This window comes from Paraburkholderia bannensis (genome assembly GCF_014200455.1).
Lineage (GTDB): Bacteria > Pseudomonadota > Gammaproteobacteria > Burkholderiales > Burkholderiaceae > Paraburkholderia > Paraburkholderia bannensis_A.
The window spans coordinates 173500-187333 of the sequence record NZ_JACHBW010000014.1; the positions used below are offsets into that span (position 1 = coordinate 173500).

The following is a 13834-nucleotide window of genomic DNA, read 5'->3' on the forward strand; positions in this document are numbered from 1 at the left end:
ACAGGTTTCTTACAGTTACGTATCAATAGATGGCTCGCGCACGCCCTTACGGAAGGGCACGCCACGGCGCGCCACGATAAGCCGCCCTGCGCCGTCGATGAACGCAGGGTGATAATGTCACCGCACCCCATTAGCATCGCTGATGCCCCGAGGGAACATGGACCTCAAGCAAATCCAGTACTTCATCGCGCTGTTCGAGGACGGCTCGGTCACGCGCGCCGCGAAGCGGCTGAACATCGTGCAACCGGCCTTGAGCATGCAGATCGCGAAGCTGGAGGACGAACTGCATCAGCAACTGTTCGAGCGCGGCGCGGACGGCATGGCGCCGACCGCCGCCGGACGGCTGATGTACCGCCTGTTTTTACCGATCCTGCGCGACCTTGCCCACGCGCGGCAGCAACTCGTGCAGCGCGACGAAGTGGTGACGGGACACGTCGGCATCGGGCTGATCGCATCGGTCACGGAAAGCGTGCTTGCGGATTCGCTGTCGCGCTTTCACGCGCGTTACCCCGATGTCGAAGTCACCGTCGCCGATGGCTACAGCGCGACCTTCATCGACTGGGTGGCGGGCGGCCAGCTCGATGCCGCCATCATCAACAAGCCGCGAGCGCGCCTTTCACTCGACTCGCGCCCGCTGCTCGACGAAGAGATGGTGCTGGCCACCAGCGCCGCGCATGGTCCCGACTTGCCCCATGCAATCGAACTCGCGCAATTGCCCGAACTCGAACTGGTGCTGCCGACGAAGCGCCACGGCCTGCGCGGCGTGCTCGACAGCGCGGCGCAACACGAGGACGTCTTGCTCGCGCCGCGCTTCGAGATCGACGCGCTCTCGACGATTCTCAAGCTGGTCGAGCACACGCGCTTCGCTACGATCCTGCCGCGCATCGTCGTCGAACGTGCCGCGCGGCACGGCACCTTGCGCGCGCGCCCGATCCTCGCGCCGCGTATCGTCCGGCACATTCTCTGCGTGAGCCATCCGCGCCGCCCATTGAGCGCGGCGGCGGAGGCGTTGATCGCGACCATCGGCGACGAGTTGCATCGGGCGTCGGCCATTGATACGAAGAAGGGCTCAGCATGAACGCACGACACTGGATTGCCGGCGAATGGACCGGGATACCCACCATCGACAGCATCGATCCCGCGACTGGCGAGGCCGTCGGCCAGTTCGCCGACGGCGGCGCGATCGAAGCCGATGCGGCCATCGCCGCTGCCCGCCACGTGTTCGATCACACGGCCTGGGCGCAGGACGCGCGCCTGCGCCAGGACGTGCTGCTCGGCTGGGCTGCCGCGCTCGAAGCCGAACGCGAGATGCTCGCGACCCTGCTCACGCGCGAAAACGGACCGGGCATCGATCCAGCAACGGATATCGGCGCGCTCATCGACAGCACGACGCGCGATGCGGTGCAGCGGACGATCGAGCGCGCGTGCGGGATGGCCGGGCGCGTGCTGCTGCGAGGCACGTGCTCGGGGCATGCGTTTCTGTCGCCGACGCTCGTTGAACACAGCGATCCCAAGGCGTTCTTCTGTCAGGACGAGATCTTTGGCCCGTTCGTCACGCTGGAAGTCTTTGAGAACGAAACGGAAGCGATCGACAAAGCCAACGACACGGTCTTCGGTCTCTCGGCAAGCGTATGGACGCACGACGGAGCGCGCGTTTCGCGTCGCGCGTGCGCTGCGCAACGGCACCGTGTGGATCAATGACCACAACAAGCTTTTCGCCGAAGCCGAAACGGGCGGGTATCGCCAAAGCGGACTGGGGCGGCTGCACGGCTACGATGCCCTCGCCGACTTCACGGAAATCAAGCACATCTGCATGCCGGCCGGCGTTGCGGGACATATCGCGCCGTTGCGGTGAATGGCAGGAAGGCGAGTCAATGGGCCTGACGCTTACGTGCTCATCACGTGACGAGCACGGCAAATCAGTTCAATTTTCGGTCTGGCCGTCTTCGCGGGGCGGTCCGCCTTGCTGTCGCCGCGCGTGCATCACTCGATCATGCTCCGCTCGCGCGGCGCTCGCCGCGTCGACCGGGTCATCACGCTGCCGCATCAGCCAGTAGACGCTGCCCAGTGCCACCAGCGCAAATGCAAGCGCCGCGATCTCGGCTGGCGCACCGGCGGGATCGAGAATGATGAATTTCCGGGCGATAGCCAGCAGCGCAACCAGAAGCACCGTTTTGACCTGCACGATGTGATCGCGACGCGCCATCACGCGCGTAATCGAATGTTTGAATTCCATCGCGATCAGCAGAGTCATGACCATACCGAAGATCGTTTGATACACCGCGTGATCCAGCGGATTCAGCGCGTCCGCAACCAGCAATGCAAGCACGGCGCGAATCAACTGCCAGAGCGACACGAGGATAATCACGGAAATCACGACACTCAGCACATGCACGACAAGCTGTTCGAATCGTTCATAAAAGCCGAGCATGTCCCACTGCAGACGCAACACATCGAGTTCCTTGCGTAGCCAGCTTCTCTTACTTTCCATGATTAGACTCCCGAAAGACCGTCGCTGCGCCGCGAGCGCACCGCACGTGCATGGATTGCACATGCGCCGTGCACAGTCCATCCCACGGTCGCGGATGCTGACATATTCAGTTATCGATAACGGAGGTCGAACTATCTTGCGGTCCTGACACCCGTTCCTGTCATCTGTTCGAAGAGGGACTCAGCCTGAAGCAGCAGGCCCATGCACTGTACGCCAACGAGCGCGATAGGGAATACTCCGTTTTGGCGGCGTCACAGGAATTGCGACACTACCCGCCCCACCCGGATGCGCCGCATGGGAGGCCTCGCGGACCATCAACCGCGGACACCGGCTTTGGATTCGATACGGACTGCTCTGGAGATGGTCGGGCCCTTGTAGCCCCTTGGGCGTTTCTCCGAAGAGAAGCTTTGCGGCGCGCCTTCCCTTGATGCAGTCCGAAAAAGCGAAGCTAAGCCATACATCTCCGGATTAGCGACTAGACTTGAAACATCGTTCGTGCATCCTCACGCGGGAGGCACGGATGGACTATCCAGTCACGATTGGAACGCGCGATCAAGGGAGGCAGACCTATGCCGAAAACCGTTCGAACCGCTGAGCAGATTCGCGACGAACTGCAGAACCGCGTGGAGAAAATCGCCGCTGACGTGCCGGGCGCTTTGCGGGTGCGCATACCCCTACCGGAGCGGCACCCACCCGACGCATCCGGGCGCAACTGGAACATGGCGCCGCGCAACGATCTCGGCGCAGATTACGCACATCATATCCAGAAGGTGATCGAAGACATGCGCACCGAGTTCGTGCTGCCAGATTGACATGTCGATACGAAACGGGAGCCGCTCATGCAAACGCACGTGTTTGTGCATCGAGGCTACGAGATCGCGGTACAGCCGGGGCAGAATGCATACGGCGCGTGGCATGCGAAGGTGAGTGTGCGCCATGCCGATAGCCCCGCCGTCGAATTTCGTCCGGAGACGGTTCAGCCGGAGTGGCTTACTCAGGATGAAGCGGTCCGCGACGGCATCGAATGGGGCACGCGTTTTGTCGATCGCAAGCTGGAAGATTTGCCCAACCCAATGTGATGCAACCCATCAGAGAAAAACGAGCGAAAAACCGGCAAAAAAAGCAGTTTCTCGAAAGACGCCAAATTCCAGTTCACTTACGGTGCAGGGATACGTGCCGCCATTATCCTTGAGAGGTGGCCTGCGCGTGAAGCGCAGGAAAACGAAACAAAGTCGTGACGTCCTCAAAGGCAGATAGCATATTCATGGTCAGGATCTATGGACGCATGCGCAGCGCCAATGGCTACGCAATACGCGACTTCCTGCATCGCTGCGACATAATGTTCGAATGGATCGAACTGTGCAGCGATCAGGAAGCGGAGGAACTGGCGCATGTGCAGCACCTTTCCGATTCGCGCTTGCCGGTCTGCGTCTTCCACGACGGAACGCGGCTGGAATGTCCCACCATCCGGCAAATCACCGAAAAGCTCGGCTGGTTTGCGAGTCCCTCCCGTGAGGCCTACGATCTGGCGATTTACGGCGCAGGACCGGCGGGATTGAGCGCCGCGGTGTACGGTGCATCGGAGGGACTGCATACCGTACTGGTCGAGCGGTTGGCACTGGGAGGACAGGCCGGTAGCAGTTCGAAGATCGAGAACTATCTGGGCTTTCCGCAGGGCGTGAGCGGCGCGCAGCTCGCTGAACGGGCGCGCGACCAGGCCGTCAAGTTCGGCGTCGAAATCCTGCTGGCGCGCGCAGGCGTGCACGCGGAGTTTCCGCCGGGCCAGGGCATCGTGTATCTGGAAGACGGCACGCGTATCACGGCGCGCACGTCTATCTGTGCAACGGGCGTGGCCTATCGCACGCTAGGGCTGGCAGGTGAAGAGCGCTTTCTTGGCGCGGGCCTTTATTACGGCGCCGGCGCCAGTGAGGCCGCGCTGATCCATGGCGAAAACGTCTACGTGGTGGGCGGCGGCAATTCGGCGGGACAGGCCGCCATGCATTTTTCGCAGTCCGCCAACCGCGTCTATATGCTCGTGCGTGACGCATCGCTCAAGAATACGTTGTCCCAATACCTGGTGGATCGCATCTCATCGGCGTCGAACATTGAAGTGCGCACGTGCACCGAAGTGACCGCGCTCGCAGGTGATGACGTGTTGCAGGAGATCTCGCTGACCGATGTGCGAACGGCACGGGAGCGCACGGAAAAAACGAATTGGCTATTCGTCTGCATTGGCGGCGTGCCACAGACGGAATGGGCCCTGGAGGTCGGCATCGTTCGCGATGAAGCCGGCTATCTCGTAACCGGTCCCGATCTGCAGGAATATCGGGCGGACCTGAATTGGCCTCTCGAACGCGCACCGCTGCATCTGGAAACAAGTATGCCCGGCGTATTCGCAGCGGGCGACGTGCGTCACGCGTCGATCAAGCGCGTGGCGTCGGCCGTCGGCGAGGGGGCCATGGCTGTGACGCTGGTGCATCGCTATTTGAATAGCGCTTGAGCACGAACGCAATGTTGATCCCGGCACGTCTGCGCATAGGAGCACGATCATGACCCCCGGTTGCACGCACCTGGGAGAGGCCCGCATTCTCCACACGTCCATCAACTATTGCGAGGACTGCGTGAAGCTTGGCCAGCCGTGGGTACATTTGAGGCTGTGTCTTTCTTGCGGCCATGTCGGCTGCTGCGATTCGTCGCCCAACCGGCATGCAAGCAAACATTTTCACGCGACCGGTCATCCGCTGGTACGTTCAATCGAACCCGGAGAAACGTGGATCTGGTGCTATCGCGACGAGATCGTAGTAGGTGAGCTTCAATCGTGAGTGCGACGCCCCGCACGGGCGGCGGCGTCGCGTTCTCAATCATCCAGGCGTCACGCACGTCGCCTCGCAACAGTGCATTGGCGAGTTGCGATTCCACCTCAAGACGGGTCTTGCGTTTGAGCATCCGCGCGCCGAACTCGGGGGCATATCCGATCTGCGCACGATGATCGCGTAACCCGTCGTCGACGCGATTGAGAAACTCCGGCACGAAATGATGCCGCAGGATTTCCATCAACCGGTCGCGCAGTTCAGGATAGTCGAGCTGCTTCGAGTCGGACTTCATGTCGTCCTGAATCAGCTGTGAGCCGACATTGCTGGTCGCGATGATGATCGTGTTGTTCTGGCGCCGGGTATCCACATCGCAAGGATCAACCTATGCCGTGCGCAATGGCCGGTATAGCAGCCAAGCTGCATTTCCACGCGCGCCGCTCTGCTAGGATCGGCAGTCTTTAGCGGGCGCGACTCAACGAGGTGCACAAGGCACCGGGCATTCGCCCCCCGGCAACGCAATAACCCATTCAGAGATCCATCCCGGCGGACATGCGGTTGAAGTCATGATTACCATAACGACGCTACGTGGCCGCCGCCGCAATCTGCACAGGATCCGCACAATCGCGACGCTACCTCACCGGCGCCTGTCATGGCTTCTTGCTTTCGCCTTGTGGTTCGGCGCCTGCGCGCCGTTGATGTCGCATATGGTCGAGAGCCGTTTCTCCGCACCCTCGACCGATATCTGCGGGACAAACGACGGTGCAGAGGCTGCGGGACTCGCGGCCACCCAGCCGGCTAAAGCAGACCAGGCGCTGATGAAATTCGACAGCTGCGCATTCTGCGCGCTGCTCCATCATGCGCCGCCGCTGCCTGTCACCCTCCCTCCCTGGCAAGCGCTTAGTTTCTGGTTCAAACGTACCCGGCAACCCCGAGCCGTATGCCGCGGATACAAGCGCTTTCGCCGCCGCGCGCATCGCAGCCGAGCGCCGCCTTCCAGCGCTGCCCCGCGGGCGTAACGCAGGCTTCCAACGTCACGGCGCGGCCCAGGACAACGCCGAAGACCTGCCTGCCCTACTGTGAGCCGCACACCGCGCGGCATGACGCGCAGCGCGCGCCCGCTTCCCTTCCCGCTATCGCCGACGCTCCATTGAGGGCGTCGCGTCCCCGCTCGCGTTTGCGCAGTGCGCCTCGCCAGGATGCGCACTGCGCGCGCACTCTTTTGTCTCGAAGGAGATCGTCATGGACATGCTGGGCATGTATCCAACGTTCTACGTACCCGGCATCGGCACGGCCTGGGTCATGGGCATCATCGGCGTGATACACGTCGTGGCCTCTCACACTTCCGTCGGCGCATCGTTTCTTTTTGCGCTTCTCGAAACACGCGCCTGGCGCGAGAAGAAACCCGAACTGCTCGTCTTCATCAAGCAGTACGGCATGTTCCTGCTGGTGTTTTCCTACATCATCGGCTCGATCACGGGCCCGGGCATCTGGTACGCCATCACCGTGGCCAGCCCTCGTGGCGTTGGCGGTCTGATCCACAACTTTGTGTGGGTCTGGGCCAGCGAGTGGGTCTACTTCACGGTCGAAGTGATCGGGGTCTACGCACTCGTCTATCTGCTCGGGAAAATCGATCCGAAAACGCATCTGAAACTGACCTGGTCCTTCGCACTGGCCTCGTGGGCAACCATGCTGCTGATCGTAGGCATCCTGTCGTTCATGATGTGGCCGGGCAACGACCGCTGGTATCGCACCGGCTCCACCAGCGATGCGTTTTTCAACGTCAACTTCTTCGCGCAGCTTGGCACCCGCACCGGCGCGATGTTCGTGATGGCCGCGCTGGTCGGGCTGCTGGTTGCGAGCCGTCTCAAGGATGCCGCTTTGCGGCGCAGCGTCGTGCGCTTTCTCGCGCCGATCGGCCTGCTCGGCGGCCTGTTCGCCGTGCTGATGTTCCTCTACTACCTGCGCACGCTGCCCAGCAACGCCATCGTGATGCTCAACACCCATCTCCTGCCCGTGTATGCGAAGGCGATGGTGGCGGTGTTCACGGTCGCCACGCTGTGGCTTCTGTTCGCATGGTGGCGTCCGCAACAGGTTTATACCTCGCTGGCGCTGGCGATGTTCGCCTTCATCGCCGTGTTCGGTGTCTGGCCCGAGGAGCGCATGCGCGAATCGATGCGCAAGCCGTACGTGGCCGGCCAGTACATCTACGGCAACCAGGTCATCGCACGCGATGTGCCGGGCAAGGGCATCGCCTCGGAAGTGGACACCATCGCCGCTCACGGCCTGCTCAAGCTGAATCCATTCGTGCCCGCCCACCTGCGTGAGGTCACGGATGCCAACGAGCTGGAGGCCGGCAAGCTGCTCACGAAAATGGCGTGCGCCAACTGCCATTCGCTGGAACCGGGTGGCCCGTTGCGCAATCTGCCCGCCAAGCTTCACTACGCCACGGACGAAGACATGATCGCGGCCTTTCTGCGCGGGCCGCTCAAATACGGCACCCAGCCGTACATGCCTCGCATCGATCTGCCCGACGACGAAGTGCGGGCCATCGCCCACTATCTCGCCGCCGTCGATCGTACCCGGACGGCGAATCCCCCGGGCGGCCAGCAGCCCCTGGCGGCCATTCAACCTGTTTCGATGAGGAAATAAGTTCATGGATATCGGAACTGTCATGAACACCCTGCGCGACCCCGCCGGGGTCCCTGCGCAGCCGGTGGTGTTCCAGATCCTGATGGTGTTGACGTGGGTGCTGCACATCGCGTTCGTGCATCTGGCGCTCGGCGCCGCGGGTCTGGCGATCTTTGCGTTTCACCGGCGCAGGCACGGCCCGCACTGGGAGCGGCTGTCGCTTGCGCTGACCAAGGTCGCGAAAGTGGCCGTGTCGCTGCTGATCGTGCTGGGCGTCGGCCCGCTACTGTTTACCCAGGTGATTTATGACCCTCAGTGGTACACGTCGAATGTGTTATCGGGGCGCTGGGCGATCGCCTTTATCTTCACGCTGATCGTCGCCTATTGCTGCTGGTTTGCGTTCTATCACGCGAACCGCGCGGGAGCGCGCCGGTATATCGGCGTTTATGCGTGGATTGCGCTCGCGCTCTTCTGCCTCGACGGCCTCATCATGCATGCGCTGTCGTATCAGGCCCTGCTGCCGCAGCGTTGGATGGACTGGTATGCGCCCGGCGGCGTGGTGGACACCCGCGGCGCGGCGCTGCACGCGATTCAATGGCCGCGCTATGTCTTCATCATGGGGCTTTCGGTGCCGGGGATCGGTCTCTTTCTGATCGCCTATACGCACTACTTCGCCGTGCGCGCCGATTACGAGGCGAAGTGGCTCGACTTCGTTCGCACGCTGGGCAGGCGGCTCGCGCGCTGGGGCTTCGCCCTGTCGATCGTACCGATGCTCGCGTGGCAGGCGGCCCTGCCCGCCGGCAGCGGCCTTTTGACCGATCCGCTCGGCTGGCTCATCGTCGCCACGCTGGCCGCGATGGCGCTCTGGATGCGCGGGGACAAGGACACGACCCACGGCTATCTGCCGCTCGCCGGCGGCGTAGCGCTGCTCGGCGCGCTGGCGATATGGCGCGAAGTGATCCGCGTGCATTATCTGCGTCCGCTCGGTTACGACGTCCAGACCTACAAGGTCCACGTGGACTGGCCGTCCACGGTGCTGTTCTTCGCGACGCTCGCCGGCATCGGCGGCCTGGTCGGGGGCTTCTATCTGCTGCTGCTCTATCGCTCGGGACGCACACAGGGCATCTACACGGCTGATCGATCCGTCTCGCGCATGGGCACTGGCGCGGTCGCGGTGCTGGGCGTCTGGATCGCTGTGTTCCTCGCCTACGGTATCGCGATTTCGGTTCGCGACACCTTCTATTGAGCCGGTCCACGGCTACTGGAGTCTCTTACATGAAAACGATGCTTCGAATCATGCTCGCGCTAGTGGCTCTGCTGCAGTCGGCCGCGTATGCCCAGTCGGCTTCGAGCGCGCCCGATGCGGGCGCAGGCCAACGGCGCGCTGCAGTATGTTTCGCCTGTCACAATGCAGACGGCGTGGCACGCATCCCCGGCGTGCCGAATCTTGCCGGGCAACAAAGCGACTATCTGGAAAGCGCGCTGCGTGCGTATCGCGACGGCAAGACGCGCCAGAATCCGACCATGAACGCCATGGCCCAGCCATTGTCGGATCGCGATATCGCCAATATCGCGGCGTATTTCAGCCAGCAGGCGCGCGACGCGAAAGGCGGCGTGCAGACCGTGGGAGCCGTCGCACAGCCGCCGCGCGAGGCGATTGTGCCGGTGCGCGCGACCGCGGCGGACAGACCCACGGCCGCAGCGCTTGCGCCCTCCGGAGCAAATCTGCTCGCATCGGGCAAGCAGGTCTATGGCACGTCGTGTTTTGCGTGTCATGCGAGCGGTGCGGCCGGCGCGCCGAAGGTCGGCGATCGCGCCGCCTGGTCCGCGCGCATCGCGCAAGGCGATGCAACGCTGCTGCAGCACGCGCTGCACGGCTTCAACGCGATGCCCCCCAGGGGCGGATGCGCAAGCTGCTCGGACGCAGATCTTCGCGCAGCCATCGCCTACATGACCGCGCAGGCGCGATAACGCGCGAGATTCGGGAAGGTGGCGCGCCATTGCGACGGATTGCCGCAATGGCGCTCGATCGATCCGCGCGAAGTGCCTTACACGAGGAAGCGTCGCGTACACCTCGCAGACGATCTCCTCGCCATGCGTTACCATGCGCGGATGTCGTCGTCCGCCGCCAACCGCAAACGTCTGAGTACATGGCTTGCCCTGCTTGCCATGTGGCTTGTCGTGGTGATGCCGGACGTCAGCCAGATCGTGGCGTCGCTGCATGCACGCGAGCCGGTCGCAGAACTTTGCTCCGGCGACACTGCTTCGGTTCATGCGGGCGCCCACCCCTTGGGCAGCCTCGCGCAATGCGGCTATTGCGATCTGCTCCATGTGCATACGCCGCTGCCCGGCGCGGCACATTCTGCGCCGCCAGCGCCGACGCGTTACGCACTAGCAGCCGCAGCCCCGTCACGTGACGTGATCGGCCGCCTCGACGGCTGGCGCCCTGACCTCGCCCGCGCCCCTCCTGTCGCCTGAGCTTCGCCAGCGCCCGCCTATGCGGGCCGTTTGTGCAGCCGGTGCGTGATGTTTGTCGCGCTCCCTCGTTCATTTCACGCTCCACGCCCGTTAAACGGCGTGCGCGCATGCTCGAACCGACAATCCATGTTTAATGCCTTTCACCGCTTTACCGGTGCGGCTTCGGCGCGACCCTTGAATATCGTGCTGGCCGTGTGCGCGCTCGCGGGTGCGATATTGCTGGGCGGTTGCGACCAGAAGCCGCCGCTCTCGTTTCAGAATCTCGACATCACCGGCAATACGCAGTTCGCCAAAAATTTTTCGCTGCCCGATACGAATGGACACACCCGCACGCTCGCCGACTACCAGGGCAAGATCGTGGTGCTGTTGTTCGGCTATACGCACTGTCCGGATGTGTGCCCAACCACGCTTGCCGAGCTATCCCAGGCGCTCGACCAGTTAGGACCGCAAAAGGCAAGCCGTGTCCAGGTGCTATTCGTCACCGTCGATCCGCAGCGGGACACGCCTGCGGTGCTGGCGCAATACGCCGCCGCCTTCAATCCGTCGTTCCGCGCCCTGCGACCAGCAGACAAGGCGCAACTGGACAAGGTGACGAACGACTTCAGTTTCGTATATCAAAAGGTGCCAGGCAGCGACGCCAGCAACTACACGATGAACCATACCGCCGCCGCCCTTGTCTTCGATTCCGCAGGCCGGTTGCGCCTTTACGCCCGTGACGGCCAGGGCGTCAAGCCCTGGGTTCACGATCTCGGCCTTTTACTGCAGGCAAGCTGACGGGACGCTTCTTCCTGATTGCTGTCCGCTTGAGTCCCCGCTAACTTAAACAAACCCATCTACAGGAGAAAGACCATGAATCGCTTCTTGCGCACTATCGCTCTGAGCATGCCGCTGGCTGCGGCAGCGCTGCCCGCATTCGCCGCCCCCTCGGGCGCGATGATGGTGTCCGACTGCTGGATTCGTTCCATGCCGGGCGACACGCCCTCGGGCGGCTACTTCAAACTGATGAATATGAGCGATAAAGGTATCGATCTTGTCGGCGTCAGCACGGACGCTTTCGGCGTGTCGATGCTGCATCAGACGCAGAGCAGCGGCAGCACGTCGAAAATGGTGATGGTCGACAAGGCGAGCATTCCTGCAAATGGCACGCTTGCCTTCGCGCCGGGGGGGTATCACGTGATGTTCGAGCATGCGAAAAAGCCGCTCGTAGTGGGATCGAGCATTCCCGTCACCTTCAAGTTCGGTGACGGCGAAAGCGTGGATGCGCAATGCGCCGTGAAGAACGCTGCAGGCCAGTGATGGATGATAAATGGCGGGCATGTTTCATCGATGTCCGCCATTTATACGAACTGCTGATTAAAAATTTCATAACTCGGATTCCTTATACTGGCGATCCGAAATAGCACTGTTTAAGCGCGCATCTGCGATAGAAACGTGATTCTGACAGTGCTAGACTTACGCGTCCCATAGCGTCCATTGGCATGAACTTACGCGCCCGAATTCGTGCAACCGCCTGGCTTGGCTTGATCGCCATGTGGCTTGTCGTGCTCGCGCCATTGGTCAGTCAACTTGTTTTGGCCCAGCGGGCGCACCAGCCGGTCGCCGCCCTATGCTCCGCCGCAGAAACCGTGGATAGTGCGCTTCATCACACGCTCGATAGCGCGCTTTCTGCCTGCGGGTATTGCGATCTGCTGGCAACCCACTCCGCCGCGCCACCGATTCCGGCTGTCATGCCGGCGCTGTTCGCACTCGTCATCGCGGCTCTTGTTCCTGCGCTGGTCTCACGCTTCACGCCGCAGGGCGCTTTCCCCTCGGGACGGCCCAGGGCGCCGCCCACCGCTTCCTGATTTCCCCTTCCCTGCTGTCATGCACTGCGCGCTCGCAAAGCGTGCGGGCGCTCAATCACGCGTATGGAATGCTCGCATGAAGCCCGCACACGCCATGCGCTAACAGGCAGCCACGCGTTGTCCCTTGCGCTCATTGCGCGACGGCGTGCGTATCGCGGCGCGTATTTTCTCTCTGCTGCTGGCTATCGAGGCATACCTTCAATGTGCTTGCTCAAATGGTTTCATCGCTACGCCGTGTGGTTTAACGTTTCCGCTTTCATCGCCGTCATGTTGTGGGCCGGTTGGGCGTGGTCTGTCGTGTATGCCCGACTCGAAGCCGGCGTCCCCATGCGACTACAACGTGTCCACGCGTGCCCGTGCCAACAACCCGATGGCGATCAACGCGCTGCAATGCGCATCTGACGCTTTCGTGTAGCAACCCCACAGAACGACGAACTTCGAAATGAACGATCCATGGCTGAAAGAGCGCGTCGAAGCCATCCGCGCACTTAAAAATCCAACCGAACATCAACGCGCGCTGCTGCTTCTGTTCGACAATCCGGCGCGCAATATTGATGAGGAACGCAAACTTTCTGCGCTCGCCAAGGCAGAAAGGGCGGCAGTACGCGCCCAGAAGGCGCGCGCGAATGCAACACGGGCGCTCAAGGAAGACCGGCTATCGCAGCGCCGCGCACGTGACCAGCTCGCCATCGTGAGAGGCGCACTCATCGATTGCGCTGTACTGGAAAATCGCGACCCCGGCGAATTGCTGGGGGCGTTGCTCTGCTTCATTGAGCAGGGCACACCATGCGATCGCGAAAGCTGGAAACAGACGGGAGACGCATTGATTGCCAGACAAATGACGGCTGGCGTTCCCACTGCGCGAACACGCACTACGGCGAGCACCCGTACACGCGCGAATTCGCCAGCGAAACCGCTTTGAGCGAGAGCGGCCAGCGCACTTGCCAGTCCGTCCAGGTGATCCCGCGCCGCATGATCGGGGAGCGGGATGCGCGCACGTTGGCCGTTGCGCTGGCGACTGTATCGGGCGCCATTCCCAGCCAACCCGAAGAAAACGGCTTTGTGGGCAACATCGCACGCGCTGGTGCGGCCGAGATTGATATGGACGGCATGCCGATGGATGGCGGTATCGGCTCGCCTCTGGGCGGCCGCAACAACATCGAGTCCGAGCAACTGTCCTGCGAGGCAGACGGCTACGTCGCCCTGCGCGCAGGCAGCGACGGCACCGTCGACCCCTACTTTGATCTTACCGGCCCATTGACCTCTGCAATCAACGCCCGCCTCTCTGGCGAATACCCGAACGAGCGTGCCAGGTTTTAGCGCGTATAAAACGCCCGTATGCATGATCGCGCAAACGTATGCGAGTAAAGAATTAACTCGCCATGCATTAAATCCTGTTGCTGCCATTGCAACATTTAGCTAGCATCCTGCCAGCTTTTTTCCACGTTTTTCGTCTGGCTGGCTGTTTGCGGGTCGGCGCGGACGAGGCTGGTTTCTATGCGCGACAGGATTAAATTATTTTTGTCATACAAAAAAAATCAAAAAAGTAGTGTTTAACAGCCAATCAGGGGTACAGGAAA

16 protein-coding genes and 2 pseudogenes are annotated in these 13834 nt (G+C 62.0%); 16 read left to right on the forward strand and 2 right to left on the reverse strand.

Annotated features, from left to right (window positions below):
• Positions 1–157: 157 nt before the first annotated feature.
• A complete protein-coding gene (locus F4827_RS23380) occupies positions 158–1078 on the forward strand; it encodes a LysR family transcriptional regulator (protein WP_183727375.1) in 921 nt (306 codons plus the stop codon).
• Positions 1075–1855: pseudogene (locus tag F4827_RS23385) on the forward strand (aldehyde dehydrogenase family protein). Before F4827_RS23380 ends, F4827_RS23385 begins: the two are co-directional and overlap by 4 nt.
• A 69-nt stretch (positions 1856–1924) precedes the next feature.
• Here the strand turns inward: F4827_RS23385 and F4827_RS23390 are convergent.
• Positions 1925–2491, reverse strand: coding sequence for a phosphate-starvation-inducible PsiE family protein (locus F4827_RS23390; RefSeq protein ID WP_183727647.1), 567 nt, complete (start codon positions 2489–2491; stop codon positions 1925–1927).
• Positions 2492–3060: 569 nt separating this feature from the next.
• On the opposite strand from F4827_RS23390, the gene F4827_RS23395 reads away from it, so the two are divergent.
• The 4 genes from F4827_RS23395 (at position 3061) to F4827_RS23410 (ending at position 5313) form a co-directional block, all read left to right on the forward strand.
• The gene (locus tag F4827_RS23395; protein WP_183727373.1) at positions 3061–3303 is read left to right on the forward strand and encodes a hypothetical protein; all 243 of its coding nucleotides are present in this window, start codon (positions 3061–3063) and stop codon (positions 3301–3303) included.
• A gap of 27 nt (positions 3304–3330) precedes the next feature.
• The gene (locus tag F4827_RS23400; protein ID WP_183727371.1) at positions 3331–3570 is read left to right on the forward strand and encodes a DUF6566 family protein; all 240 of its coding nucleotides are present in this window, start codon (positions 3331–3333) and stop codon (positions 3568–3570) included.
• Positions 3571–3776: 206 nt separating this feature from the next.
• Positions 3777–4991, forward strand: coding sequence for an NAD(P)/FAD-dependent oxidoreductase (locus F4827_RS23405; RefSeq protein ID WP_260184642.1), 1215 nt, complete (start codon positions 3777–3779; stop codon positions 4989–4991).
• Between the two features lie 49 nt (positions 4992–5040).
• Entirely contained in the window at positions 5041–5313 is a 273-nt protein-coding gene (locus F4827_RS23410) for a UBP-type zinc finger domain-containing protein (RefSeq protein ID WP_183727645.1), read from the forward strand.
• A 61-nt stretch (positions 5314–5374) separates the two neighbouring features.
• Here F4827_RS23410 and F4827_RS23415 read toward each other — a convergent pair.
• Positions 5375–5671: pseudogene (locus F4827_RS23415) on the reverse strand (AAA family ATPase); the annotation flags it as partial.
• A 196-nt stretch (positions 5672–5867) separates the two neighbouring features.
• Here F4827_RS23415 and F4827_RS36020 point away from each other — a divergent pair.
• From F4827_RS36020 to F4827_RS23465, 10 genes are all read left to right on the forward strand, one after another.
• Complete coding sequence (locus F4827_RS36020; protein WP_183727367.1) at positions 5868–6320, forward strand: DUF2946 domain-containing protein; 453 nt, start codon at positions 5868–5870, stop codon at positions 6318–6320.
• Between the two features lie 223 nt (positions 6321–6543).
• On the forward strand, positions 6544–7953 hold the full coding sequence (locus F4827_RS23425; RefSeq protein WP_183727365.1) for a cytochrome c: 1410 nt from the start codon (positions 6544–6546) through the stop codon (positions 7951–7953).
• Between the two features lie 4 nt (positions 7954–7957).
• Complete coding sequence (locus F4827_RS23430; protein ID WP_183727363.1) at positions 7958–9178, forward strand: hypothetical protein; 1221 nt, start codon at positions 7958–7960, stop codon at positions 9176–9178.
• A 29-nt stretch (positions 9179–9207) separates the two neighbouring features.
• Positions 9208–9903 (forward strand): c-type cytochrome, encoded by a 696-nt coding sequence (locus F4827_RS23435; RefSeq protein ID WP_183727361.1) that lies wholly within the window; start codon positions 9208–9210, stop codon positions 9901–9903.
• Positions 9904–10026: 123 nt separating this feature from the next.
• A complete protein-coding gene (locus F4827_RS23440) occupies positions 10027–10410 on the forward strand; it encodes a DUF2946 domain-containing protein (protein ID WP_183727359.1) in 384 nt (127 codons plus the stop codon).
• A 126-nt stretch (positions 10411–10536) separates the two neighbouring features.
• The gene (locus F4827_RS23445) at positions 10537–11184 is read left to right on the forward strand and encodes an SCO family protein (protein ID WP_183727357.1); all 648 of its coding nucleotides are present in this window, start codon (positions 10537–10539) and stop codon (positions 11182–11184) included.
• A gap of 75 nt (positions 11185–11259) precedes the next feature.
• Entirely contained in the window at positions 11260–11706 is a 447-nt protein-coding gene (locus tag F4827_RS23450) for a copper chaperone PCu(A)C (protein WP_183727355.1), read from the forward strand.
• Between the two features lie 182 nt (positions 11707–11888).
• Positions 11889–12254: a DUF2946 domain-containing protein gene (locus tag F4827_RS23455; RefSeq protein ID WP_183727353.1), complete on the forward strand. Its 366-nt coding sequence runs from the start codon at positions 11889–11891 to the stop codon at positions 12252–12254.
• 442 nt (positions 12255–12696) lie between these two features.
• On the forward strand, positions 12697–13176 hold the full coding sequence (traD, locus tag F4827_RS23460; protein WP_183727352.1) for a conjugal transfer protein TraD: 480 nt from the start codon (positions 12697–12699) through the stop codon (positions 13174–13176).
• Complete coding sequence (locus F4827_RS23465) at positions 13173–13574, forward strand: hypothetical protein (RefSeq protein ID WP_183727350.1); 402 nt, start codon at positions 13173–13175, stop codon at positions 13572–13574. The genes traD and F4827_RS23465 overlap by 4 nt, the downstream gene beginning before the upstream one ends.
• Positions 13575–13834 lie beyond the last annotated feature (260 nt).

What these genes read in the sequence shown, in the direction of transcription:
- F4827_RS36020 (WP_183727367.1), top strand. Translation starts at nt 5,868, where the DNA reads ATGATTACCATAACGACGCTACGTGGCCGCCGCCGCAATCTGCACAGG.
- F4827_RS23390 (WP_183727647.1), bottom strand. Translation starts at nt 2,491, where the DNA reads ATGGAAAGTAAGAGAAGCTGGCTACGCAAGGAACTCGATGTGTTGCGT.
- F4827_RS23395 (WP_183727373.1), top strand. Translation starts at nt 3,061, where the DNA reads ATGCCGAAAACCGTTCGAACCGCTGAGCAGATTCGCGACGAACTGCAG.
- F4827_RS23440 (WP_183727359.1), top strand. Translation starts at nt 10,027, where the DNA reads ATGCGTTACCATGCGCGGATGTCGTCGTCCGCCGCCAACCGCAAACGT.
- F4827_RS23445 (WP_183727357.1), top strand. Translation starts at nt 10,537, where the DNA reads ATGTTTAATGCCTTTCACCGCTTTACCGGTGCGGCTTCGGCGCGACCC.
- traD (WP_183727352.1), top strand. Translation starts at nt 12,697, where the DNA reads ATGAACGATCCATGGCTGAAAGAGCGCGTCGAAGCCATCCGCGCACTT.
- F4827_RS23450 (WP_183727355.1), top strand. Translation starts at nt 11,260, where the DNA reads ATGAATCGCTTCTTGCGCACTATCGCTCTGAGCATGCCGCTGGCTGCG.
- F4827_RS23425 (WP_183727365.1), top strand. Translation starts at nt 6,544, where the DNA reads ATGGACATGCTGGGCATGTATCCAACGTTCTACGTACCCGGCATCGGC.
- F4827_RS23435 (WP_183727361.1), top strand. Translation starts at nt 9,208, where the DNA reads ATGAAAACGATGCTTCGAATCATGCTCGCGCTAGTGGCTCTGCTGCAG.
- F4827_RS23410 (WP_183727645.1), top strand. Translation starts at nt 5,041, where the DNA reads ATGACCCCCGGTTGCACGCACCTGGGAGAGGCCCGCATTCTCCACACG.
- F4827_RS23455 (WP_183727353.1), top strand. Translation starts at nt 11,889, where the DNA reads ATGAACTTACGCGCCCGAATTCGTGCAACCGCCTGGCTTGGCTTGATC.
- F4827_RS23430 (WP_183727363.1), top strand. Translation starts at nt 7,958, where the DNA reads ATGGATATCGGAACTGTCATGAACACCCTGCGCGACCCCGCCGGGGTC.
- F4827_RS23405 (WP_260184642.1), top strand. Translation starts at nt 3,777, where the DNA reads ATGCGCAGCGCCAATGGCTACGCAATACGCGACTTCCTGCATCGCTGC.
- F4827_RS23400 (WP_183727371.1), top strand. Translation starts at nt 3,331, where the DNA reads ATGCAAACGCACGTGTTTGTGCATCGAGGCTACGAGATCGCGGTACAG.
- F4827_RS23380 (WP_183727375.1), top strand. Translation starts at nt 158, where the DNA reads ATGGACCTCAAGCAAATCCAGTACTTCATCGCGCTGTTCGAGGACGGC.